This is a genomic window from Singulisphaera photorubra, from assembly GCF_045290345.1.
Taxonomy (GTDB): Bacteria; Planctomycetota; Planctomycetia; order Isosphaerales; family Isosphaeraceae; genus Singulisphaera.
Genome location: NZ_CP155447.1, coordinates 1238770 through 1263362 on the forward strand (window position 1 = coordinate 1238770; position 24593 = coordinate 1263362).

15 protein-coding genes are annotated in these 24593 nt (G+C 63.9%); 5 read left to right on the top strand and 10 right to left on the bottom strand.

Features of this window, described 5'->3' with window-relative positions:
• Window positions 1–199: 199 nt before the first annotated feature.
• Genes V5E97_RS04680 through V5E97_RS04690 form a run of 3 tightly spaced genes read left to right on the top strand, consistent with a single transcriptional unit; the run spans window position 200 to window position 2853 of the window.
• Window positions 200–1063: a cytochrome C assembly family protein gene (locus V5E97_RS04680; protein ID WP_406698125.1), complete on the top strand. Its 864-nt coding sequence runs from the start codon at window positions 200–202 to the stop codon at window positions 1061–1063.
• Window positions 1060–2343, top strand: a complete 1284-nt coding sequence (gene hemA, locus V5E97_RS04685) for a glutamyl-tRNA reductase (protein ID WP_406698126.1) — start codon at window positions 1060–1062, stop codon at window positions 2341–2343. The genes V5E97_RS04680 and hemA overlap by 4 nt, the downstream gene beginning before the upstream one ends.
• 42 nt (window positions 2344–2385) lie before the next feature.
• Window positions 2386–2853: a VOC family protein gene (locus V5E97_RS04690; RefSeq protein WP_406698127.1), complete on the top strand. Its 468-nt coding sequence runs from the start codon at window positions 2386–2388 to the stop codon at window positions 2851–2853.
• Window positions 2854–2998: 145 nt separating this feature from the next.
• Here the strand turns inward: V5E97_RS04690 and V5E97_RS04695 are convergent, their stop codons facing one another.
• Window positions 2999–4051, bottom strand: a complete 1053-nt coding sequence (locus tag V5E97_RS04695) for a linear amide C-N hydrolase (protein WP_406698128.1) — start codon at window positions 4049–4051, stop codon at window positions 2999–3001.
• Window positions 4052–4287: 236 nt separating this feature from the next.
• Between V5E97_RS04695 and V5E97_RS04700 the strand changes: the two genes are divergently transcribed.
• Window positions 4288–5538, top strand: a complete 1251-nt coding sequence (locus V5E97_RS04700; RefSeq protein ID WP_406698129.1) for a tetratricopeptide repeat protein — start codon at window positions 4288–4290, stop codon at window positions 5536–5538.
• Window positions 5539–5769: 231 nt separating this feature from the next.
• Here V5E97_RS04700 and V5E97_RS04705 read toward each other — a convergent pair whose 3' ends face one another.
• From V5E97_RS04705 to V5E97_RS04720, 4 genes are all read right to left on the bottom strand, one after another.
• Entirely contained in the window at window positions 5770–9216 is a 3447-nt protein-coding gene (locus V5E97_RS04705) for an Ig-like domain-containing protein (RefSeq protein ID WP_406698130.1), read from the bottom strand.
• Window positions 9217–10455: 1239 nt separating this feature from the next.
• Complete coding sequence (locus tag V5E97_RS04710) at window positions 10456–12057, bottom strand: RNA polymerase sigma factor (RefSeq protein WP_406698131.1); 1602 nt, start codon at window positions 12055–12057, stop codon at window positions 10456–10458.
• A gap of 312 nt (window positions 12058–12369) precedes the next feature.
• Complete coding sequence (locus V5E97_RS04715; RefSeq protein ID WP_406698132.1) at window positions 12370–13254, bottom strand: carbon-nitrogen hydrolase family protein; 885 nt, start codon at window positions 13252–13254, stop codon at window positions 12370–12372.
• Window positions 13255–13732: 478 nt separating this feature from the next.
• Entirely contained in the window at window positions 13733–14089 is a 357-nt protein-coding gene (locus V5E97_RS04720; RefSeq protein ID WP_406698133.1) for a DUF488 domain-containing protein, read from the bottom strand.
• Between the two features lie 231 nt (window positions 14090–14320).
• On the opposite strand from V5E97_RS04720, the gene V5E97_RS04725 reads away from it, so the two are divergent.
• On the top strand, window positions 14321–14566 hold the full coding sequence (locus V5E97_RS04725; RefSeq protein ID WP_406698134.1) for a hypothetical protein: 246 nt from the start codon (window positions 14321–14323) through the stop codon (window positions 14564–14566).
• A gap of 194 nt (window positions 14567–14760) precedes the next feature.
• Here V5E97_RS04725 and V5E97_RS04730 read toward each other — a convergent pair whose 3' ends face one another.
• From V5E97_RS04730 to carB, 5 genes are all read right to left on the bottom strand, one after another.
• A complete protein-coding gene (locus V5E97_RS04730) occupies window positions 14761–16812 on the bottom strand; it encodes a sulfatase-like hydrolase/transferase (protein ID WP_406698135.1) in 2052 nt (683 codons plus the stop codon).
• A 207-nt stretch (window positions 16813–17019) separates the two neighbouring features.
• Window positions 17020–18372 carry a UDP-glucose dehydrogenase family protein gene (locus V5E97_RS04735; protein ID WP_406698136.1) on the bottom strand — a complete coding sequence of 451 codons (1353 nt, stop codon included), beginning with the start codon at window positions 18370–18372 and terminating at the stop codon, window positions 17020–17022.
• A 267-nt stretch (window positions 18373–18639) separates the two neighbouring features.
• Complete coding sequence (locus V5E97_RS04740; RefSeq protein ID WP_406698137.1) at window positions 18640–19326, bottom strand: precorrin-2 dehydrogenase/sirohydrochlorin ferrochelatase family protein; 687 nt, start codon at window positions 19324–19326, stop codon at window positions 18640–18642.
• A gap of 15 nt (window positions 19327–19341) precedes the next feature.
• Window positions 19342–20127, bottom strand: coding sequence for a GNAT family N-acetyltransferase (locus V5E97_RS04745; RefSeq protein ID WP_406698138.1), 786 nt, complete (start codon window positions 20125–20127; stop codon window positions 19342–19344).
• Between the two features lie 443 nt (window positions 20128–20570).
• Window positions 20571–23804: a carbamoyl-phosphate synthase large subunit gene (gene carB / locus V5E97_RS04750; RefSeq protein WP_406698139.1), complete on the bottom strand. Its 3234-nt coding sequence runs from the start codon at window positions 23802–23804 to the stop codon at window positions 20571–20573.
• Window positions 23805–24593: the final 789 nt, after the last annotated feature.

Here is a 24593-nt window from a genome sequence, read left to right on the forward strand (position 1 = left end):
TATGGTATCTGCCTCGTCGACCCCCGCCTGACTTCGCGATCGTGACGGGAGTTGGCAACGGCCGCCCTCAACGCTCTGGGATTCGCACGGCCAGGATCATACAATGGTGCAAAGGCCGGGCGAGGAGGCTCGACCGGCGGGTGGCGATCCACTCAAAGCAAGAAAAAGGTAATGGGGCGGCGCGAGGAGCGTCGACGCGATGGATCGGTTGACCGTGCTCTGTTTCGGGGGGACGTACGCCCTGGCCCTGGCGAGCGAGTTGGCTCGGTTCGTGGTCCGAGGGGCGGCGCGCTGGTACTTGACCGTCGCCCTGACGGTCCTGGCCTGGTTGGTCCAGACGGCCTACCTGGCCAACCTGGCCTGGGCTCATCGCAAGGTCCCGGTGACCACCGCGTTCGAGTCGCTGATGGTGCTCTCCTGGATCTTTGCCTTGATCGGCCTCTACCTGATGGTCCGCTCACCTAAGCCGATGGCGGTGGGGGTGTTCGTGCTTCCGCTCGTCCTCGGACTGGTGGTCTCCGGCCAACTGGCCTCCCCACGTGACGGCTGGGACCAGTGGGGAAGCGCAACCAGGTTCTGGGGCATGGTCCACGGCCTCTTTCTCCTGGCGGGCGCGGTTTCGACCTGCGTGGCGTTCGCCGCCGGGCTGATGTACCTGGTGCAGTCGAATCGACTCAAGCACAAGCGGCCCTCCCGGTTCGGATTCGCGTTGCCAAGCCTCGAGCAATCGGAGCGGCTGAACCGGGGGGCGATCACCGTCGCCTTCCCGCTCCTGACCTGCGGTCTCCTGATCGGGGTGATTCTGGACCTGGTCCTGCGGGGTGCCGCGGCGCGAACGCCGTTGAGCTGGACCGACCCCAAAGTCGTCAGCGCGTTCTTCATGTGGCTGGTCTTCGCCGCGCTCTTGCACGCCCGGTTCCGCCCGGCGATGCGGGGACGGAGTCTAATGGTGCTGACGATCATCGCGTTTGGTTTTCTTGTGTTCACCTGGGTTGGCGTCGACCTCCTGAACCTCCCGACTGCGCACGGCATGGGCTCGCCGGCCGGGAGGAAGGTGCCGTGAAGCTGTTGGCCCTGGGCGTCGACCACCGCTCCGCCCCTACCTCGATCCGTGAAGCCCTGGCCTTCGACGGCCCCAAGCTCGCACGCGGGCTCGATACCCTGGCCGAGGCGTACCCGGGGAGCGAGTTCGTCATTCTGTCAACCTGCAACCGGGTCGAGATCTACGCCGCGGGCGCTCCCGAGGAGGTACCGGACCTCGAGGCCCTGACCGACTTCTTGTCCACCTTCCACGCAGTACCGGTCGAGCGGTTCGCCTCCCACCTCGTGAGCGTCCAGGACAACGAGGCGGTGGCCCACCTGTTCCGGGTCGCCGCCAGCCTCGAGAGTCTGGTGCTCGGGGAAGGGCAAATCCTCGGCCAGGTCAAAGAGGCCTACCAGGCGGCGATCAAGAACCGGACCGTCAACTCGATCTTGCATCACGTCTTCCAGAATGCCGCCCGGGTCGGCAAGAAGGTCCGCGAGGAGACCGGCCTGGACCAGGGCAAGCTCTCCATTGCCAGCGTGGCCGTCGACGTCGCCAAAGGGGTCTTCGACACCTTCTCCGACAAGACGATGCTGGTCATCGGCGCGGGCAAGATGGGCGACCTGACCCTCCAGCACTTGAAGGCGCTCAAGCCCGGCCGGATCCTGGTGAGTAACCGGAGCCCCGAACGGGCCGAGGCCGCCGCCGCGCGTTGGGGAGGCAAGGCCGTCCCCTTCGACGAGCTCTTCCTCGCTCTCAAGGAGGCCGACGTCGTCGTCAGCACGACCGCCGCCGAAGAACCGATCGTCACTTACGACCAGTACCTCCGCGTTCAGCACGCCAGGCGCAACCGCCTGGCCCTGATTCTCGACATCGCGATCCCCCGCGACTTCGACCCCAAGATCGGCGACCTCGAAGAGGTCTACCTCTACAACGTCGACGACCTCCGCGCCCAGGCCGAGCAGAACCGCGGTCGCCGCCAGAAGGGGGTCGATCCCGCCACCGCCATCATCGAACGCGAGACGGCCGCCTGCTGTGCGGCCCTCCGCCATCAGCGCCACGCCGGCGCTGTGCTTCGCCAACTCGGCGACCACGCCGACGCCATCCGCCGCCGCGAGTTCGATGCCCTCTGCAACGCGCGGCCTGCCCTCAACCAGGCCGACCGCGACGCCATCGCCCATATGATGGCGCGGTTCCAGAACCAACTCCTCCACCAGCCCCGCGCTACCCTCCGCTCGGCCGCCTCGGAACCGGCCACCGAACATCCCCACACCCTACTCAACGCCGTCCGCCACCTCTTCGGGCTGGCCGACATCTAACCTCAATCCTCCTGGAATCGGTCATTCCTGAAGGGGAAGCTCATGACGCCCCGATCCACCAGGCCGACCATCAACGGACTGCTCGAGACGGCGCTTTATGTCGAGGACCTGGCACGGGCTGTCCAGTTCTATCAACAGATTTTCGGCTTCACGTCTCTTGAAGTGAGCAGTTCGGAGTCGCCCGCCGAGGCCAAAGAACCCGACCCGCGATTTTGCCCGCTCCAGATCCCTGGACGCCAGGTCTTGCTTCTCTTCCGAAAAGGCGATTTCGCGACACCGAGCGTCCTTCCCGAAGGCACGATCCCCCCGCACGACGGCCAAGGCCAGCTCCATCTCGCGTTTGCGATCAACGCTGCCGACCTCGCGGGATGGAGGGAGTGGCTGTCATCGCACGGCGTACTCATCGAAGGCGAGATGACGTGGCCGCGGGGCGGGGTGAGTCTCTATTTCCGAGACCCCGACGGCCACCTGCTCGAGCTGGGAACGCCGGGGATCTGGCCCATCGACTGATCGATCGACTCATTATTCTAAAATGAGCGGGGCCGGAACTGTCCCGGAAATGGCAGGGGAGAGGTATGCATGAATCCGAGTGATCTCCCTCCGATCGACGCCAACACCTCCCAACCCCATCGGCCCCTCCAGGCCTGAGCGACCGTCAATTCGGCTTGAGGAACGAGAACATCTCCGCTCGCGCGAACTTCGCCGAGACATCGCCCGAGAGGTCGCTGTCAGGGGTCAGGGCCAGTTTCCGCACAGGCTGTCCCGCGTCGAAGTTGAGCGACTTCGTGTCGATCCAAAAAATCTGCGGGCTGTCGACGCTGTCATAATAGAGCACGCCGTGGGTCAGGTCGGTGACCGTCCTCCAGATCGTGGCCGACACATTCGGCCGCCCCGGCTCCGACACACCGAACGGCGTCGACACGTTCCGCATCACGCTCATCAACTCGGCCACCGCCGCCCGGTCCGTCTGGGGCTTGGGCAGGCGAGCGAGATAGTAGGCCCCACGAACGAACCGATCGTCCGGCTCGGCGGTCCCCGGCAACGGCTCGACGCCACCGAAACCGCGATAGCGTTTGAGGTTCTCCAGTTGCTTGTCGAACGCCGGCTCGTTGGTCATCACCGTATATTTGCGGTCATGGTAGACCTTGATCTTGCCGCCGATGCACTCCAGAACGGCGGAGTCACCCGACTGATCGTTGAGGGCGAGGTGGATGGCCGTCGGAGCCTTGCTCATCGGCTCTACCGCCATGATCAGCTGGTACGGGCTCTTCTCCAAGGACGCGACGGCCTCGGCGACGGTGGCAAAGTTATCCAGGTAATACTGAGGCCACATGCTCATGCAAAGGCCGGGGACCTTTTCGTCACGCGCCCCTGCGCTCGATTCGGACAGGTAGAGCATGTGGACAGCCAGGTTCTTCTCGTTGATCCCGTCGGCCGAGACGCAGTCGTAGGCCGTGATCACGACGCTGCCGTACCGGCTCTTCCAGGTCATCGGGTTCTTGGCGGCGAGCCCGTCGCGTTCCATGCCGCGCGGAAGGACCCAGATATGGCTCTTGAGGTCCTCGAACCAGTCCATGTTCCGACCGACCAGGACGGAACGCCCGTTGTCGTTCCAGAGGATGCGTGAGCAAGCCCGGGTGGAGCTGACAAATGATCCGACAACGGCGAGCAAAGCACACGACACAACCGCAAGTCGAAGAGGACGCATAGAAACCCCCGATGGAAAGCCGGACCACGCCCATGATTGGCCTCAGCCGATCGGGCACCCAGTAGTTCTCTATAGGACGCGGAATTCGGGCAGAACGATCCGTTCCCTGAGGACCGCGGGCCATTGAGCTTACGCTCCCCGCTCGCACAGGCTCGCGAACCTGCCGCCATGCGACGGTGTCGTCTCTTGAAGCCGAGTCGACGAAATCCGATGCGAACGACGAGGGCCGGATCATCATGGTGGCTCTGCGAGACGTTGGGTTCACCCACCACACGCCGGGTTTGAATCGGCGGCACTTCGTCACGGAAGAGGAGATCCGGGTCGTCCTCACCCGGCTTCCCGAGGAGGTTCGTTGCCGACTCAAGTGGGTCCATCTCAACGACCGGTTTGGAAGGATCCGCACGCTCGGCTACGTGAATCGGGGCAAGCGAGAAATCGGGTTGTGTGCGACGCCGCCCCGAATCAGCCTGGGCGGTTACCTCACGCGGACGCAGACGCCGGGCCAATTCGGGGCGATCCCCCGCTGCCAATGGCCCACGCTCGCCATCAGGCGATTCTTCCTCTACGACGTCCTGCTCCACGAACTCGGCCATCTCCAGGTCATCGACGCCAAAGCGAAGAGTCTCCGACGGAAGTTCGCGAAAGAGACTCGCGCCCAGGAGTTTGCCGAGCATTGGTGTCGCGAACTTTGGTCCCGGCCGTTCGATCACGCCGATCCGGTCCACAACCAGCCGAACGCCGAAGAAATCAAGGCCCTGCGCGCAGGCTGGGCACTCTCCTGGGGTGAGTTCAAGAGGGGACGGATCGCCGATAAAACTAGACAATATGATGAGGCGTTCCGCCATTACGAACGCGCCGTCGCACACTATCCGGCCAACGCGATGGCCCTCGAGCAGCTAGGACTTCACCACTACTTCTGGCACGAGCAAACCCTCCACCGCTCCCTGGAGCAAGCCGTGGCGATTCTCACCGAAGCGGTCCGCCTTGACCCGGCTCTGCCCAAAGCCCAACTCATTCTGGCGATGAGTCTGTCAAAGCTGGAACGGGAAGACGAGGCGCGACGGTGCTTCGAACGAGCCATTCAAATCGACCCCTACCACTCCTTCGCGTTGTCGAAGTACGGAGAATCGCTGGCCGATTGGGAATACTACTCGGAGGCCAGGAAGGTTTTCGAGAGAACGCTGAGGCGAGATCCGCAATCGATCCAAGCAATCCGAGGTTACGCCTGCTGTCTCGCAAACGACCCCGACTCCAAACCGAACGACACCACACGGGCACTCGACCTGTTTCAGAAAGCGGTGGCGATCGCCCCCCACAACGCGGATGCCCGCTACCGCCTCGGGTTGGCCTTGCTGGATTTCCGCGCTGAGATCGAACCGGCGAAACGCCAGTTTGAGGAGGCACTTCGGCTCGACCCCACCCATGAAGATGCCGCAAACGCCCTTGAGGAGATCCAGACCATGAGCGAGGGAACGCCTCACTCGTAGGTGGGCACGGCCCCACCAGAATCTCGATACCCTGGTGGGCCGTGCCCACACGACAAATCAACAAACACAAAAATCTTTGTCTGTCACTTGCGGGCCATCATAGGCCCGTAGCCGACCGAGGAAGGAATTGGTGTTCCGCAAACGGGACGGAATCCAGGCGTACCGAACCGTCATGGATTCAAAAAAATGGGCGTGCCAAGGGGCTCAGTCAGGCCCCTTGGCACGCGAGAATCAAGCGTGCGGCCGCCGCCCGTGCGGGTGTGCCGCGAGCCGGCCCAGAGCCTTCGCTCCGAGCTGCGTGCCACCGGCCTGGCGGACCAGACGGTTGGCTGCCTGCCGAGCGAGAGCCGCCTGTCGCGCCCCGCCCGCTCGGTGCTTCGCCGCCTGGAACGGACCGTTCACGGTGGAGGGACCCGCCAGAGCGTGGCTGTTGAAGTCGCCCACAAAATCGGTCCCCGGCTGACCGTTCAGGGGGATGCCGGTCAGGCCGATCAACCCGGTCGAACCAGTCCCGACAACGGTGAGCCGATAGTGCTCCCGCAGCTTGAGCAGACGTTGGAACGTGACCAGGGTCACGGTTCGGGTGGCCGGGTCATAGGCGGCCGACTCGATTAAAATAAAGACATCATCACGCGTGCCCAACCGACCGTCGCGGCCCCGGCTCTGGAGCACGTAATTGGCGGGGTCCTGGGCCCGCGCGGGGTTCAAGTCCTCGCTGAACGTCAGAACGATCTGCGTCGTTTGCTCGTGATAGCCGAAACGCTGCAAGCCAATCACCGTGGGCGGCCCGATCAACACAGACGCGACCTGATTGACCGCGATGACCACGGTGGCCGGGTTGCTGAAATTCACGCCATCGGTGTTGCGGTACGAAAACGAGTCATTCCCGAGGTATCCAGCGTTGGGGACATAGGTAAACGAACCATCGGCGTTGAGCCTGAGAGTGCCGTGGGTCGGCCCGTTAACGACCTCCGCGGTCAATGGCGTGCCATTGGGGCTGATGTCGTTGATCAGCAGGCCCGGCACCGTGATCGCGAGCGGCGTCCCTTCCGGGGTGACGTACTGGTCGGCGACGGCGGTCGGAACCAGCACAGGCGCGGCCAGAACGCTAATGACAACGGTGGCCACATTGCTCACCGACGTCCCATTGAAGGCCTGATACGTAAACGTGTCGGTCCCTACAAACCCCACGTTGGGCACGTACGTGAACGAACCGTTGCTATTCAAAGTCAGCGTGCCGTTCGCCGGCTGGCCGACAACCGCCGCCGTCAACGGCGTGCCCGACGGGTTGAGGTCATTGATCAGGACGCCAGGGATCACCACATTGAGCGTGCCCCCGGCGTTCGTTTCAAAAATGTCATTGACGGCGGTCGGAACCTGCACGGCGGGAAGGACGTTCACGGTGACGGTGGCAAAGTTGCTCACGAACGTCCCGTCGGACGCCTGATATGCAAACGTGTCGACCCCCACGAATCCCGGGTTGGGCACGTACATGAATGAGCCGCTGCTATCCAAAGTCAGCGTGCCGTTCGCCGGCTGGCCGATGACCGCCGCCGTCAACGGCTTGCCCGACGGGCTCAGGTCGTTGCCAAGAACGCCGGGGAGCGTGATATTGAGCGCGCCCCCCGCGGTGGTCGAATAGGTATCATTGACGGCCGTCGGGACCTGCTGGCCGGGCGCCACAACGTTGATCGAGACGGTCGTCACGTTGCTGAGCAAGGTGCCGTTGGTGGCAATGTAGGTGAACGTATCCGTGCCGACGAAGCCGGCATTCGGGGTATACGTCACCGTGCCGTTCGGGTTGATGACAACGGTACCGTTTGCGCCCTGGGTCACCGAGCTGACCGTGAGCGTGTCCCCCGGCGCAAACGCGTCGTTATTGAGGATGGGGACGGTGACCGGCGTATCCACAGCGGTGTTCGCAAAGTCCGGATTGGCAATCGGCGCGGCGGTGATGCCGACCGCTTGCACGGCCACGATCGCCTGGCCAATCCCCACACCGAGCAGACCCAACAAGGGATCGACAACTCCGGTGAGCAGCGGAGTGACGATCGGCGCCAACACGCCGTTGACCAGCGGTTGAACGAGGTCAGTCGTGAGCGTGCTGACGATCGAGTCGAGCGACTGGCCCAGGGTGCCGCTGATCTGGACTTGCAGGTTGTTCACCAGGTCCTGCGCCAGGGTCGTGATGACCGCCGCGCTCGTGCCTACCGTCTGGGTCGGCGACGGATAAGGCGGGACGAAGTTGAGTAACGTGGGCGACCCCGGAGCCTGCCCGAGCGCGAAGTCGCGAAGTTGGATCGCCGCCGAAACATTCAGGTCCAGCAACGGCGCCGCAATCGTCAGGGATCCGACACTCCCGAAAGTCAGGTCGGTCGCCGGCACAATCGTGTGGGTGCGGTCGAAGAAGACGCTGTCGGCGATCGTGCCGATATAGAGGTTGGTGACGCCGGGCGTGGCCTGGACGCCCACCGCGGCCGTGATCGCGTCGATCGTCTGGATGGTTCCGCTGGTGCTCGCGATCTCGGCATACACCTGGAGGTCGGCAACGTTGGCGGTTACTGTGATCGGAGTAACCCCCAGTACGCCCTCGATCGACGCCAACAGCGCGGTGGTGTCCAGGTTCAGGCCGACGAGATTATTCAGGTCGAGCTTGAGCCGGATGGCCGCGGTGTGGAACTGGGTTCCCTGCGGGCCCCGCACGAAGATCGGCGGCTCGACAACCTGGGCGGACAGTTCCAGGCTCCCTACCGTCGCCGGCAGGCCGAGCCCGGCGAGCGTGGCCCCTGAAATCGTGACCGGCGTCGGGGTCGTCGCGACGTTGTCGAAGTTGTAGAGCTGGACGACGCCGGTGAACAGGTCGAGGGCATTCAGATTCACGTCGGCGAGGCTGCCGACGTTCGGGTCGATCTGGAGCAAGTCGCCCAACTGGATCGTGCCCGCGAGCCCGTTGAGCTGGAGGGCTTGAGCGTTCAAGGCGTTGACCAACGCGGTATTTCCATCAGTCTGCGCAACGGTCGCCGCCGCGTTCAAGACTTGGAGGACCGTGGCGTCGGTGGTCAGCACCGCGCTCGGGCTCGAGACGCCGAGATCGGTCTGGAGGACGCCGAGCAGGCTGGCGAGGTTGATGTCTCCGCCCGCCAGGCCATTCCAGTCGAGAACGTTGAGGTTGAGACTACTCCCGAGCAGTGAGCTCGTCAGGGCATTCAGAAGCGGCCCTTGCGACGAGTCGACGGAAGCGAGTCGCGGGCCCGCGAAGACGGTGGCCAGGGGAGTTGAGGCGGCGACGTTCAGGCTGACCGTGGTCGTGGCCGTGTCGATGCCGTCGCTGAGTGTGTACGTGAAGCTGTCGGCCCCGATAAAGTTCGCGGCCGGAAAGAACTGGAACGAGCCGTTGGGGTTCACCACCAGCGTGCCGTTGGCCGGCTGCGTGAAGCCGCTGACGGTCAACGGGTTGGCCGACGTGGTGCTATCGTTGGCCAGAAGGCCCGACGTGCCGACGCTGAGCGGCGAATTCTCGATCAACCCGTAGGCGTCGGGAATCGCGCTAACGGCGAGTAACGTCCGATCTTCCAAGCGTTCGAGACTCGTCCAATCACGCGGGACGAGTCGCCCCTTGGTTCCGTACCGCGACTGGGCACGTCGATCTCGTTGCGTGACGATTGGATTCCACGTCATTTACGTGATCCTCGTTTTTTTTGAACTCGGTATTAATCTGTCTTAATACTCTGATCAAGAGTCTCATCCATAAACTCAATCGAAAGCGTCTACTCACCATCCGCCCCGCTCACGACCCCGTTGCGAACATGCGTGCGGAGGTCAGGAGCAAAAATCGAGGGCGATTCGTCCCCAGCCCCAATCGCTCCGAACACATCTCCCCGCTGGCCTTGTACGATCCGGGCATGAGGAATGCAGATCCGCGTCCCTGGAGCGAGATCCTCCTTTCCCGTGGCGATCCCGGCGCGCAAGAGAACTCGCCGCCCCAAGCAGAGCCCCCCCTCAGGCGGGGTCCGGTTGGACGTCGATTTCACTCGCCCGGGCGGGTTTGCCCACTCAATCGCCGACGACCCTCAAGGTCCAGAACCGCAGGTGTCTCACCCCCGAGGCTCGCCGCGCAAGCGCAGACGGCCCTCTCGTCACCGAGTCGAAATTCACCACGGAAAAACGGAGGCTGGTGCTCCGTTCAAGACAGCGTTCGACGAGCAAGCCCCAGGAGCGTTGCGACTCACAGGGCCGCGACAACCGCCGTTGAAATTCGAGCTCGCTCGCACGAGAAGCTCACACTTTGCGCCGCGCTCCCTTCAAGCCGAATCGCGATGGCCCGAAAGGATCTCGAGGACCAATGTCTCATGGCAGACAGAGTATCCACTCTACAACAACTCTTTAGCCCATGTTTTTTCATGCGTCAAATTAAAATCAAACCGGAACGTTTTGGCGATCGCTCAATTCTCTGAAGGTCATGCGAAGCAAAAACGGCCGGCCGCACGATCGTAGGTGACCGCCCGGCCGGCCAGGCTCATCGGCATTTGCTGGTTCGGGCTGGCCTTGCTGGATTTCCGCTCTGCGATCGAGCAGGCGAAGCACCATTTCGAGAAGGCCATTCGATTCAATAAATTACATAAAATCAATTCACTGGATTAAAACAGAAATTTAAATACACCATACTAGCACACTTTTACACCAAAGAGTTTAAGGCAAGCACAGTCCACCATCCTCTCCTGCCGACGCCATGAAGCCAGGGAATTGAGCAACAATCGAGCCGGCCCAGCGATCGTCAGTGACCACTGGGCCGGCCAAGCTCACGAAATCACGGCATTTAAAGGCAGCCAAGATGACCGAACTGGCCCCCGTAGTAACCGTATTGAGCAAACGAGGCGAGGGCGATCTGCGTTTTACAAGGCTCGGGCGTGGTCGACCTCAGGGACGCGAGCGACGGACGGCCGTGGGCGTGTCCTCGGGGGGGGGAAGCGGATCGTTCAGTCTGGTCGGCGCGTCAAGGGTGGAGTTCGGCTCGGGCGTGGCGGTCGGCCCCCGGAGGGGGGCCGAATTACCTGTCTCCTCCGTCTCAGTGGGAGTAGGAACTCGAGTCGGCGTGCTTGCCAAGACAGCCTCCTCCAGACGATTGAGACGCCCGAGGATGGTTTGCAACTGTAACTCCGCCCGGTTCATCCTCGTTTCGAGGCTAGAAACCGATGCCAGAGCAGATCCTTGAGCTGGAATCCCACCAGGCATCATCCCACCAGGCAGCATCCCATCAGGCAGCCTCCCAGGCATCATCCCGGGCATCATCCCGGGCATCATCCCGGGCATCATCCCGGGCATCATTTCAGACGCCCCCCGCATCCCGGACCCCAGCCCAGACTTCGCCATTTCCGATTTCTTCGCAACGGCGGTCGCCCGCTGAGTCTTCGTCACGGCCGCTGCCGACGGCTTCGCCGCACTCGATTCCAACACTTCCAAGAGCCGGTCGAGCTTTTTCTCCAACGAATACAAACGCTCATCGGCCGGAGCGACCGAAACCGGACGCTGCACCACCGGGCCAGCGGGGAGTAGAGCGGCTGGATCCGGATCAACCCGCGGGTCGACGGCGGAAGTCGCCGAGGCAGGGAGTGGAAGCGACTGGGCGGGCGTTGCGGGCGCCTGGGCGAGCACGCCTGCCCCGGTGGCCACGGCTCCTCCGACCAGTCCCAACATTGCGAACGATTTCAGCTTTGCCAGAAACATGGCTTTGAGCACTCCTTCCGTAAGGACAGTGACCGAAGCGGAGACGACCGCTCCAGGTAAAGCCGGTTCCACGACGAACCGGGTTGCGGCGTAAATCGTTGCCTTGGCGAGAGCCTCGGGCACCATCTTGGCCATCGCACCGCTTTCGGCCGCCAGCGCAGCGCCAATCGCTCCGGCCGATGGTGCCAGGCCGCGACGGGCGAGTTGCCCTCGGAGCCGTCGCCGTGCCTCGGCGAGTCGGCTCATGACCGTGCCGGGCGGACAGCCGAGCAACCCGGCCGCCTCGACGTAGGTCTTGCCTTCCAGGTCGCAGAGCACGGCCACTCCCCGGAATCGTTCCGGCAGCCGACCCAATTCCTCATGGAGGACCCGGCCGAGGTCGTCCGGCGGCATGACCACATAAGAGACGTTCGCCCTCTCGGCATACGTCTTCTCATGCTTCCGACGCCGTGCCACGGCCGAGCGGGTGCAACTTGCCACTCGCAAGGCCACACCATGGAGGTAAGCCCCTAACGAGTCGCGCCGGCGTATCGACCCGGCCTTCCGTGCCAGGACCAAGAAGGTGGCCTGAAACGCGTCGGCCGCGTCATCCGAGTCGTTCAAGACCTTGCGGCAGACCCGCAGCACCATCGGGCCGTGCCGCTCGACCAGAACCGCGAACGCCAGCTCCGCAGTCTCTCCACGTCGGGCGGTAAATCGATCCAGCAATTCGCCGTCCGGCAGTCCCGCAACCGTCCCCACGTTGAACAGGCCGCGAAGATATCGGTGCACTTCGGTGCGTCGTGTGTCCGCCACAGTCTTAAACTCCGCTGGATCTCACGTTCCAGAGAGTAGTGTAACGGGTCGACCGATTTATTCGGAGATTCTGAAATTGGAAGGCCTCGCCCACTGAGCCACACGTCGGGCTGCCGTAAATCGGAGTCACCCCGAGTCGGCTCGGCTTACGGACACGGCCCTCGGACCGGAGAGTTCAACGCCTGGTCCATTTGATCTGCGAGTCGGAACCCCGGCCCTGCTGCACCCGCACGACTTCATCGGCCTCGCAATCGTGGTCCACGATCAAGTCTGATACGAGGACAGAGTTCCACCGGGGCCGCCAGGAAAACCTCAATGCACGCTGGCAAGCGATCCGTAAAGTTCGGGGCGCCGGAAGCGGTAGAGGTATTCCGGCTCCGCCCTCGCCTGGCGGAGTAACTCCGCCGAGAGATCGACGACCAGCATGCCCGGCGCTCCGGTGGGGGCGGACCAATCCTCGAGAATCCGGCCGCGAGGATCGACGGCCATCCCACCACCCGGGAAGAACTGGCTGATCGACGCACAGGTCACCGTACCGACATAATTGCAGGCGATGCCATAGACACCATTCTCCACGCACCTGGACCGGAGCGCGGGCCCCGCCCAGTCGGCCCAGCCCTCGGGTGTCACCGGGGGCGGGTCGGAGGCGAACGGAAAGAGGACGATCTCGACGTTCTTGACGGCGAGCAGGCGGGTCGATTCGGGCATCAGGACGTCGAAACAGATGTTCGCACCAATGCGACCCAGCGAGGTCTCAACCACGTCGGGCACTCCGCCACCGCTATAGAACGGCATCTCATACATCGGAACGTGCATCTTCCGCCAGTACCCGAGCAGCCCGGTCCGATCGACCAGGACCTGGGTATTGTGGAGCACGTTTCCCGCGTCTTCCAGCAGGCCGGCGGAGATCATCACGTCATGCTCGGCGGCGATCTCCGAGAGCTGGCGCACAGCCCGGCCGTCGAGGCGTTCCGCGGTCTTCCGGCCGAACTGGAGCGCCTCGCGGAGCCATGCGTCGTGGTTCTGCGTGGGATGATTCGGGAGGAACCCCGAGAGCGACAGCTCCTGAAAGAGGACCAACTGGGCGCCGGATGAGGCCGCCTTCCCGGTCCATGTGGAGATCTTGTCGAGATTCTCCGCGACCCGGCCGGGCTGGGTGTCGACGGCGACCGCGGCAACCCGCACGTTGTTGAGCATGTCTGCGTCCCGGATAAAGAGGGAGAGTGAGGCGGCGTGACCGCCACGAGGGGCTGAAGGCGGCCTCTGACAAACATCAAGTCGTTCTGCTCCGTCACCGACCACGGCTCCGCTGCAATGGACACATCCCGCGACTACTGACTCCAGCCTGGTGAACTGAACCCCGGGTTCTTGGCTCTCGCATTGTAAAGCTTCGTCGAACCCATTTTTCCCTACTTCAATGCGATCAGCCATGGCATCATCGTCGGCCTCACAATTCCCGTAGGGCGGGCACGGCCCACCATCTTAACTTCCGCCTCGGCAAGGAGATAGGGATGGCGGGCCGTGCCCACCCTACGGGAAAATCTGATTCTGACCGCTGATTAATCGCAATTCACTGATAAACTCATAACTTGTTAGGCGAAGCTTTACCTCGCATTCATAGCCATGAAACCATCCTAATTCAAGAGTAGGCGGGATGTCCGCGGTCCCAGAGAATTCAAGGATCGTGGTGTTCGAGATAGGCTTTCAACACGAGGGCGCCGTTGTGTTGTTCGTCGCGCGCGGCGTAGACGAAAGTGGCAATCCCGTCTCGGCACTTCTGCCGCAGTTCGTCGACCACGTCCTTCTTCTGCCTGAGTTCCGCGCGGTAGCGCCTTTGGAATTCGCCCCACCGGGCCGGATCATGGTTAAACCAGCGGCGCAGCTCAGAGCTGGGGGCCACGTCTTTGATCCAGAGGTCCACGGCGGCGCGTTCCTTGCTCAGCCCGCGCGGCCAGAGCCGCTCCACCAGGACCCGCGGGCCGTCATCAGGGGCGGGCGGCTCGTATACCCGCTTCAAGCGAATCTCCGCCATTCGAGCTCCTCCTTCATCAAGGACGAATCGGCTCGGCGTCAAGGATCACTGCTGAAGTGGCCATGCCCTTGCTCCGGGAGTTTGTCTCAGCTCACATGCCCTGCTTCCGCCAGGCGATCCAGCAATAAATGGAAGTAGATCAGTCCGCCGTAGGGACTCCAGGGGGTGAGAACCCGACGAACCTCGTCCGCCTGAGTCTTTTTCATTGTACGCCGAGAGCGGTGCGATCTCGTGCGAAGTGGACAGCCCCCTCCCGGTCGAGGAAAGCCCGGGATCGTCGATCGCGACCCGGACCGCCTCACCGTGTTGTGGGTCGGAGGCGCTGTCGAGGGCGGCCGTCAGCCGGCCCGCGAGGCGATCGGCCGCCCGCTCGGATGCAGACTCATCGCCACACTCCAAATTCCGCCAACGGAAGAGAAGGGCGGATCGGATCACGGCCCTGCCGCCTCGGGGGCGACGCGTCTCATCAAGCCTTGAAGATCGCGAGATCGAGCGGGATCGGCAGGAGAGATTCCAGGGCGATGCTGTTAAAATCCTGTACATAACACATAGGAATAGCACCAGGATTTCAAGGTTCTCCTTCCCCGGACCGGTCTCCCAGGCCAATTCCATTATGGACCACGCCGCTCCGGCTCGAATCACGTGGCCGCGATCGGCATTCGGAATCCCGTTCAGAACCGTTTCGTTGCGGCCGAAGTGCGTCGGGTCGCGAGACGGGCAGGGGGGTCGAACGCTTTCGGATCAGCGTCTTTCTGAAAGGGGCGGCCTGGTTCCGATCCATTCGTGATGCGGGCGCGGAGTGTTCGCATGACTTCGGCCTTGTCGGCCGAACCGGCGAGGTCGTGGGTCTCGTCCGTGTCGTGTTCGAAGTCGTAGAGCTCTTCCCGACCGTCGCCGTTGCGGATGTAGTGCCAGCCGTCGGCCACCAGCGAAATCATGGGCCCGCGGCAGACGGGAGACCGGCCTCCGTTGGGGTCGGCTTCGGGAGGGAGTTCGACTTCCGACAGGAGGGAGTCGGCGAGGGAATCCATCTGCGAACTTTCACCCGACCAGGCGGCGGCCAGCGATCGGCCTGGGAACGGCGACTCGTTGGCCAGGCCGAGCAGGTCAACGACCGTGGCCGGGAGGTCACGCAGGCTGACCGGAGTCTTCACGACTTGCCCCGTCGGAACGGCCCCAGGCGCAAAGACGAGCAAGGGGACATGCAGCTCGGGGCGGTAGAGGCTGCAACCGTGCCCGTAGAGCCGCTGTTCGCCCAGGTGCTCGCCGTGGTCGGCCGTGACGATCACGATCGTGTTGTCGAGTTCGCCTCGCTTGGTCAGCTCCTTGAAAAGTCGACCGATCTGATCATCAAGATAGGTCAGACAGCGATCATAGGAGTCGCGCACCAGTTCCAGGTCGCTTGGCGTGAGCCCTTTCTTGTCGAGGTCCCACCACTTTCTCAGCAGCTTGAAATCAGCCGGGGTCTGCGGATGCCGGCCCTGTGCCCCTTCCTCTTGATGAGGCTCGGGCGTGAGGTAGGGGTGGTGGGCATCATAGTAGTTCAGGAAGGCGAAGTAGGGGGGGGCTTGAGACGAGCGCGACGAGAGCCAGCCGAGGAAGTCGCGATTGATCCGCGCAGCGTCCTTGCGATGACCTCCCCCCAGCTTGAGGTCGTCCAGGCCGAGGCCGGTGGCGTTGCGGACGAAGTTCAAGCTCCGCTGCATCAGGCCGGAGCAGAGGAGGATGTTGGGCAGCGAGACGTCGTAGTCTTCGTAGTGGCGGAATCCCCGGTCAAGACCGGTCTCATAGCTACAATAAGTGGTGTTGGCGACGAAACCGGCCGTGCGATAGCCGCGAGCCCCGAGGAACTCGGCCAGCGTGGGGTACGTCTCGTCGAGTGGCCGGCTCCAGCCGATCGAAAGCTGACCGGGCAATTGACCCGTGAACATACCGGCGTGCGACGGGGCCGTCCAAGGGGCGGTGGCCAGCGCCCGATCGAAGCGGACCCCCTCCGCGGCGATCCGCTCGAGATTCGGCGACGTCTTCCGACCGTACCCGTAAAGGCTGAGGCTCTGAGCGCGGACCGTGTCGAGCACGATCAAGACAACGTTCTTCGCCCTCTGCGCCGGGGCCGATGCGGCGGGACGAGCCGCCAAGGCCTGGCGATCCAACCAGGTGGACCGGCCATACGATAAGACGATCGTCGCAACCAGAAGTCCGACGAGCGGACCGAGCGTCCAGCGAACCAGGCGATCAGCTCCGGACCACGCCTTGATCAGCCGGGCCGTCTGAAGACCGCAACCGGCGGCCAGCATGAGGCAGGCTACCGTGTAAATCGGAGCGCGGAACAGCACGCTCAAGGAGGCGAAGAACACCAAGGCCCCCACAGCCGCCGGCTTTGAAAACCAGCGTGGCTTCGCCCAAACCGCCAGCATCAGCACCAGGCCTGGCCCCACCAGAACCAGGACCCCCGAGACTGGATACATCCAGGGAAAGTGCCGGCTGACGTTGTAGTTCCGCGGATCGAGATAGTTGCACTTCAAGACCAAGGCAACCAACTCGAGAATCCCGACGACCAGGCCGAGCCAGACCGCCCAAGCCAGGACCGACCAGGGCGTGTCCCCGGTCCCACTCCCACTCCTACTCTCGCACGGCTTCGGCGACGGGCCGGCAACCGGTGACCGGCCCAAAAGGCGGCCGCCCGTCTTCCGATCGGCGAATTCCAGGCCAGGCTGGTCCACGGGTGCGCCTCCATGCGCTCGGTTCGTTGGCGATCGAGCCGGCGACCCTCCCCGCGAAGCCGAGCGAGGCGCCGAGTCCGGGCGATGATAGTGCGATGCCGGACCGCGTCAATGGCGAATTGCCCTCGGATCGATGGCGAGCAGGCGGCTTCTGCCTTGGTGAAGGAAGGCAGGAACCGCCCGCGGCCTGGCTTCAATCGATTCCGATTAAGCGAGGGTGTCGCCGGAGCTGGTGGTCGCGCATTCCTCGGGGGAGACCTTGGCACGACCGATGCCGTGGTAGGTGAAGCCGAGCGCGGCCATCTTCGTCGGGTCGTAGAGGTTCCGGCCGTCGAAGATGACCGGCTGACGGAGCAGGCGGGCCATCACCTCGAAGTCGGGGTTACGGAACTCGTTCCACTCGGTCGCGATCGCCAGGGCGTCGGCCTGTTCCAGGGCGCCATAGGGGCGGTCGCAGTACGTGAGCTTGTCGCCGTAGATCGCCCTGACGTTGTCCAAGGCCTCGGGGTCGTGGATCCGGAGCGACGCCCCGGCGGCGAGCAGCGCATCGATCAGAACCAGGGCGGGCGCCTCGCGGATGTCATCGGTCCGAGGCTTGAACGCCAGGCCCCAGATCGCCACGGTCTTGCCGCGCACGTCGTCCCCGAAGTGGTCCATGACCTTGCGAACCAGGACGTCCTTCTGCGCCTCGTTCACCTCGTCTACGGCCTCCATCATCCGTGCGGGCAGGCCGCGCGACTGGGCCATATGAATGACCGCGCGGATGTCCTTCGGAAAGCACGAGCCGCCGTAGCCGACCCCAGGGAAGAGGAAGCTGAAGCCGATCCGCTGGTCGTGGCCAATCCCCCGGCGCACCTCGTTGATGTCGGCGTTATACGATTCGCAGAGGTTGGCCATCTCGTTGATGAAGCTGATCTTGGTGGCCAGGAGGCAGTTGGCCACATACTTGGTCATCTCGGCGCTTTCGGGCGTCATGACCAGGAACGGCCGGTCGGTGCGGAGAAACGGTTGGTAGAGGGAGTGCAGTTGCTGGCCAACTTCCGCCCGGCGAACGCCGACGACCACGCGGTCGGGCTTGTTGAAGTCGTCGATCGCCGCCCCTTCCTTGAGGAACTCGGGGTTGCTGGCCACGTCGAAGGGCACGTCGGTGGTCTCGGCCATCCGCCGGGCGAGCTCGGCATTGGTGCCAACCGGGACGGTACTCTTGATCACGATCGTCTTGGGCTCATCGAGGACCTTCGCGATCTCCTCGCCGACGGCCCAGATTCCCCGCAAGTCCGCGCCACCGTGTTCGCCCTGGGGGGTGCCCACGGCGATGAAGACCAGCTCCGCGTCGGCAATCGCGTCGGGCAGGCTCGTTGTGAACCGGAGCCGGCCGTCGCGGTGGTTGCGGTGAACCAGTTCGGCCAAGCCCGGCTCGTAGATCGGGATAATACCTCGCTCGAGATTGGCGATCTTCTCGGCCAGCTTGTCGACGCAGACCACGTCGTTGCCGCTTTCGGCAAAGCAAGTGCCGGTCACCAAGCCCACGTAACCCGTTCCGATGACGGCGATTTTCACGGTTGCATTCCTTCACGGTAAAGGGTCGAGCGTCCGAGCGCCGCCCACGACTTACCTGTTCCTTGGAGTTGGCCGGGACGAGTCGAGAATCCAGGGCGAATTCCCGACAGAAGGCGGAGAGGAATTCAACGGCTCGACCGAACAAGCCGGAATTATCGGAAATATCCCACCAACTAACAAGTCGAGATGGGGCCTGAGCTTCCAGCCTCGGCCTCGACCCCCTTTCAGAAGGACGTCATGCGAGTTGGCGCGCTTGGCGAGAAGAGTTCACAAGGGCTCGGTTCCACCGCCGTCGGGCCGCTGGCCGTCGCCGGGAACAGCGGCGGCGCCTTTTATTTCAAGTTCGAGGCGTTCACCGAGCGCGCGGCGGACCGCCCCGGGGCCTTCGGCCAGCCAGAGATCGAGCCAACGGGGATCGGCCCAGTCGGCCAAAACTCGGCGCCGCCCTTCGGGCTGATTTTCCAGGCGGACGAGGACCTCAGGCCGAAGCTCGGCCAGAAGGGCGACCAGTCCCGCCGCCGCCGGCCCCAACGCCCGCGCCGCGCGATCACGCAACACGGCCGCCAGAGCAGGGCTGGCTCCCGACGTCGAGACGGTCAGAGTGAGCGGGCCGTCGCGCCAGACGGCCGGAACCGCGAAGTCCCCTTCGCTCGGATCGCTCGCCGATCCGACCCAGACGCCCGCCCGACGGGCATCGGCCACCACCGCCCGGTTGACCACGGCCGAGGCCGCCGCAAACGCCAAGGTCATCTCTTGAAGATGGTCCGCTCGATAGGACTCGGCACAGATCTCGACCCCGACCGGTAGATCCGCCACGCGGGCCGCCGGATCGACGACCAGCACGCGCGCACCGGCCGCGACCAAGCCGGCCACCTTCCGCCGACCGACCGGGCCGAGGCCTACTACCAGGACTCTTTTGCCCCGCAACTCAAGCTCGATCGGATAGCCGGCCATGGTCGGTCGCTCGAATCAGCGCGTTCGGATGAATCCCTTGGGCCGGTTCCAACGCAAAGAGGTCTCGATCGCCGCGGTGGAAAAGCCGAGCGATTCGGCCGTCGCGATCGAGGCCGTATTCTCCGGCGCGGTCGTCCAAAGCGGAATCTTCTCCCGCGTGTGGATGATCTCGGAGACGAGCGCGGAGGCGACCGCCTTCCCCAGGCCCAGCCTCTGGAACCGAGGGACGGTCGAAACGCCAATCGCCTCGTAGTCCCCGGCCTGACTGTAGACCCAGGCCGTGGCCGCAAACCCTGAGCCGAACGGGACCCCGTATCCCACCCCGCGCTCGACCAGGTCGCGAAACGTCCCCCAGCCCGACAAGGCCCACTCGAGAGCGATCTCAGGCGCGAGGAACGCCTCGGAGTCCTTGGCCGTCAGCCGGCGCGTCACCACGGCCGACGAGGCCCGCTTGAACTCGGACGCATCGGCGGAGAGAGTCAGGACATCGACCCGCTCGACTCCCTCGACCCGTTGCTCGACCGCGTCCCACCACTCTTTGGGCGCCATCAGCGCGACGCTCTTCTCTCCTCGCCGGCAAAGCCAGCCCACGGCCGGCTCCGGATCCCCCGCGCCGAACACTTCAAGCTGGCGCCCCCCCTCGCGGAGCAGCAGCACGCTTCGCGGAACCTTCGGATCATCCCCCCAGAGCCCTTGGCGATGATCCGCCAAAGCCTGATAGAGATCGAGCAAGCCAGGGCCGGAAGGCTCCCCCAGCCAGGCACGCACATGTTCGGCGGCAACCGCATCAAGTGGAACCATGTTCAGTAAACCATGGACAGCCGTAGATCGATCGAAAGGAGGCGCCTCGTAGCTCCTATCTTCTCCAGACCAAGGCCTCTTTGCCTACTTCTTCCTGCCCCACATCTTTCGGAAATGAGAAAACCAGAACCGTCGAACGCCTCAAGAGAGCGGATCGTCCCCAGAGCAAGCCTTGGCCTCAACCAAGATAAAAAAGACAACGATCCGCGACTGGGCGAGAATCACGCTGGATTTCCGGCCCGGTCGTATCCCCCTCGGCCCAGGGCCATTCCTCAGACGCGCGCCGACCCCGAGGGAATTACGGCCGGGCCGGCCGTGCGACTGAAAACCAACCCGGGGCGGAAACCGCAAGAATCATCGGTTCTTTCACTTGCTCGCGGATCGTTGAAAAAAAAAAGGGGGAGCGATAAGCTCCCCGCTCGCCTGAAGCCGAAACCTGGCCCTTACGACCTCTTGAGCAGGTCTTGAAGAGCGTAGACCGCGAGCGGTCCCTGCCGCATCCGCTCCAGGGCAGCGACCGCCGCCTTGCCACCGGCGATCGTGGTGATGCAAGGGACTCCGTGGCTCACCGCCGACGCCCGGATCCGCCCTTCGTCGGTCCGCGCTCCCTTGCCGCTCGGCGTATTCACGATCAAGGCGATCGAACCGTTGGCCAGGTGGTCCAGCAAGTTCGGACGCCCTTCGCTGAGCTTCCGAACCACACTCACCGCGATCCCCGCTTCCGCCAGCGCCGCGGCCGTCCCCGCCGTGCTCATCAGGTCATAACCGAGCTCCGCCAACCGGGCCGCCACCGGCAAGACCGCCTGACGATCCCGAGCCGCCACGCTCACGAACACCGTCCCGCTCTCCGGAAGGCGGATCGACGCCGCCAACTGCGCCTTGGCGAACGCGCCGGCGAAGTCGAGGTCGATCCCCATCACCTCACCCGTCGAACGCATCTCCGGGCCGAGCACGATATCCACCCCCGCGAACTTCGCGAACGGGAAGACCGACTCCTTCACCGACACGTAGTTGGGCTCGGGGTCCGACTCGATCCCTTGCTCGGCCAAGGTTCGACCGGCCATCACCCGCGCCGCCGCCCGCGCCAGCTCCAGGCCGGTCGCCTTCGACACGAACGGGACCGTTCGCGAGGCCCTTGGATTCACCTCCAGGACGTACACCTCTCCATCCTTGACCGCGAACTGGATGTTCATCAAGCCCCGGACCCGAATCGCGTCGGCCAGCAACCGCGTCTGCCGCTTCAGCTCGGTCACGACCTCCGCCGGGAGGCTGAACGGCGGGATCGCGCAGGCCGAGTCGCCCGAGTGGATCCCGGCCTCCTCGATGTGCTCCATCACCCCGGCCACGATCGTCCGCTCGCCGTCGGAGACCGCATCCACGTCGACTTCCTGGGCATCTTCGAGGAACTTGTCGATCAGGATCGGATGCCCCGCGCTGACCTCCACCGCCTCGGTCATGTACCGCGCCAGCGCCGACTCGTCGTAGACGATCTCCATCCCACGGCCCCCCAGCACGAAGCTGGGGCGGACCACCACCGGGTAGCCGATCCGCTCGGCGATCCGCCGCGCCTCCTCGTACTTCAAGGCCGTGGCGCTGGGGGGCTGACGCAGGCCGAGCCGCTCGATCACGGCGTGGAACCGCTCCCGGTCCTCGGCCAGCTCGATACTCTCCGGGGTCGTCCCCAGGATCGGCACCCCTGCCGCCTCCAGAGCCCGCGCCAGGTTCAACGGCGTCTGGCCGCCAAACTGCACAATCACCCCCACCGGCTTCACCCGCTCGCAGACATTCAAGACATCCTCGGCCGTCAACGGCTCGAAGAAGAGGCTGTCCGACGTGTCGTAGTCGGTGCTCACCGTCTCCGGGTTGCTGTTGACCATGACCACTTCGTAGCCGTCGCGACTGAGCGCGAACGCCGCCTGACAACAGCAGTAGTCGAACTCGATCCCCTGGCCGATCCGGTTCGGACCGCCCCCGAGCACGACGATCCGCGGCTTGTCGCTCACCCGCGCTTCGTCGGTCGACTCATAGGTGGAATAGTAGTACGGCGTCGTCGCCTCGAACTCGGCGGCACAAGTGTCGACCAGCTTATAGACCGCCTCCACCCCGAGCCGCTTCCGCTCGCGCCGGACCTCCGCCTCCGACGATCCCCAGAGGTGCGCCAGTTGCCGGTCGCTGAACCCGTCCCGCTTGGCCAGGCGGAGCAAAGACTCGCCGGCCCGCTCCAGGGAGTCAACCTGCCTGAGCGTCGCCTCGGTCTCGACCAGCTCGGCGATATTGACCAGGAACCAGCGATCGATCGCCGTCAGCTCGTGGATCCGTTCGATGCTCATCCCGGACAGCATCGCGTAGCGGAGGAACCACAACCGCTCGGGGTTGGGCGTGGCCAGCTTCCCCTGGATCTCTTCCTCGGTCGGCTGGTCCTCGGTCCCCCACCGGTCCTTGGGATCGGCCCCGAGCCCGAACCGCCCCACCTCCAGCCCCCGCAGCGCCTTTTGCAAGGACTCGCGGAAGGTCCGGCCGATCGCCATCACCTCACCGACCGACTTCATCTGGGTGGTCAGCTCGGTGCTCGCCTCGGGGAACTTCTCGAACGCCCACCGTGGCACCTTGGTGACGACGTAGTCGATCGACGGCTCGAAGCAGGCGCAGGTCTGCCCCGTGATGTCGTTGCGGAGCTCGTCGAGCCGATAGCCGACCGCCAGCTTGGCGGCGATCTTGGCGATCGGGAACCCGGTCGCCTTGCTGGCCAGGGCGCTGGAGCGGCTGACCCGCGGGTTCATCTCGATGACCACCATCCGCCCGGTGGCGGGGTCGATGGCGAACTGCACGTTCGACCCGCCGGTCTCGACGCCGATCTCGCGGAGGATCGCCAGCGAGGCGTCGCGCATCCGCTGATATTCTTTGTCGGTGAGCGTTTGCGCCGGGGCCACGGTGACGCTGTCGCCGGTGTGGACCCCCATCGGGTCGAGGTTCTCGATCGAGCAGATGATGACGGCGTTGTCGGCCTCGTCGCGCATCACCTCCATCTCGTACTCTTTCCAGCCGACCAGGCTCTCCTCGATGAGAACCGAGTGGACCGGGCTAAGCTCGAGGGCATAGGCGACCATCTTGTCGAATTCATCGCGGTTGTAGGCCACGCCGCCGCCGGAGCCGCCCATGGTGAAGCTGGGCCGCAAGACGCAAGGCAGGCCGAGCTCGTCGCGAATGCCGCGGGCCTCGTCGAGGTTGTGGGCCAGGCCGCTGCGGGCGCTCTGCAAGCCGATCCGCTCCATGCAGACCTTGAAGAGCTGGCGATCCTCGGCCTTGCGAATCGCCTCGGCGGTGGCCCCGATGAGCTTGCAGTTGTAGCGGTCGAGGACGCCCGAGTCGTGGAGGGCGAGGGCAACGTTGAGGCCGGTCTGGCCGCCGAGGGTGGGCAAGACGGCGTCGGGGCGTTCGGCGGCGATGATCCGTTCGACGAATTCGGGGGTGATCGGCTCGACATAGGTGCGGTCGGCCATGTCGGGATCGGTCATGATCGTGGCCGGGTTCGAGTTGACCAGGACGACACGATACCCTTCCTCGCGGAGCGCCTTGCAGGCCTGGGTGCCGGAGTAGTCGAACTCGCAAGCCTGGCCGATGACGATGGGGCCGGCGCCGATGATCAGAATCGTCTTGAGGTCAGTTCGCTTGGGCACGACGGTGTTCTCGGTTCGTTCGAATCGGTTCGGCGTTGTGGCTCACGTGCCGGCGCGCGCTCGGGCCGCACACGCCCCGCGGGAGGAGCGAGCGCGGCCCAGTAAAGAATCCCACAACTTTAGCAAAAAACCGAAGGCGCGGACAACCCCACCATCGAGCTCAAGGCAAACTACCGGGCTTTGGGACGAGACCTTTGTTCACAAGCATCTTAAGCCGCAAGCCCGACGAGACACGTTTGCCGGCGAGCCCGTCGCCCTCTGCAAACCGCGTCAGCAGAATTTCCCTATCTTTTAAAAGATGCATTAAAAACAACGATCCGCGAAAGAGCTAAAGGACCGATGATTCTTGCGGCTTCCGCAACAGGTTTTTGCAGTAGCACGGCCGGCCCGGCCGTAATTCCCTCGGGGTCGGCGCAAGTCTGAGGAATGGCCCTGGGCCGAGGGGGATACGGCCGGGCCGGCCGTGCTACTGATTCGACCAGGCCGGAAATCTAGCGAGATTCTAGCCCAGTCGCGGATCGTTGATTAAAACAGAGCAACCGTCCACGCATTAAAGAATTAATCCGCACCATCCAAACAGGATGACTCGTGTAGCGCTTTCGCGTCGCAACGGCGTCGTCGAGCCAGGAGCTTGAAACATCCTATTTCACCCAGATACCGTCAAAATTGACAAATGCCGCTAATTGGGTTTCCCAAGATTCGTTCCGAGGGCGAACCACTTCGTAACAAAATAACAAATCAGCGCAGGAGGCAGAGGTAGAGAAACGCGACTTCTCACTCGTATTGAAA

Coding starts and splice junctions, on each gene's coding strand:
- V5E97_RS04715 (WP_406698132.1), bottom strand. CDS start 13,254: ATGCTCAACAACGTGCGGGTTGCCGCGGTCGCCGTCGACACCCAGCCC.
- V5E97_RS04680 (WP_406698125.1), top strand. CDS start 200: ATGGATCGGTTGACCGTGCTCTGTTTCGGGGGGACGTACGCCCTGGCC.
- V5E97_RS04695 (WP_406698128.1), bottom strand. CDS start 4,051: ATGCGTCCTCTTCGACTTGCGGTTGTGTCGTGTGCTTTGCTCGCCGTT.
- V5E97_RS04745 (WP_406698138.1), bottom strand. CDS start 20,127: ATGGTTCCACTTGATGCGGTTGCCGCCGAACATGTGCGTGCCTGGCTG.
- V5E97_RS04740 (WP_406698137.1), bottom strand. CDS start 19,326: ATGGCCGGCTATCCGATCGAGCTTGAGTTGCGGGGCAAAAGAGTCCTG.
- V5E97_RS04700 (WP_406698129.1), top strand. CDS start 4,288: ATGGTGGCTCTGCGAGACGTTGGGTTCACCCACCACACGCCGGGTTTG.
- V5E97_RS04720 (WP_406698133.1), bottom strand. CDS start 14,089: ATGGCGGAGATTCGCTTGAAGCGGGTATACGAGCCGCCCGCCCCTGAT.
- V5E97_RS04690 (WP_406698127.1), top strand. CDS start 2,386: ATGACGCCCCGATCCACCAGGCCGACCATCAACGGACTGCTCGAGACG.
- V5E97_RS04705 (WP_406698130.1), bottom strand. CDS start 9,216: ATGACGTGGAATCCAATCGTCACGCAACGAGATCGACGTGCCCAGTCG.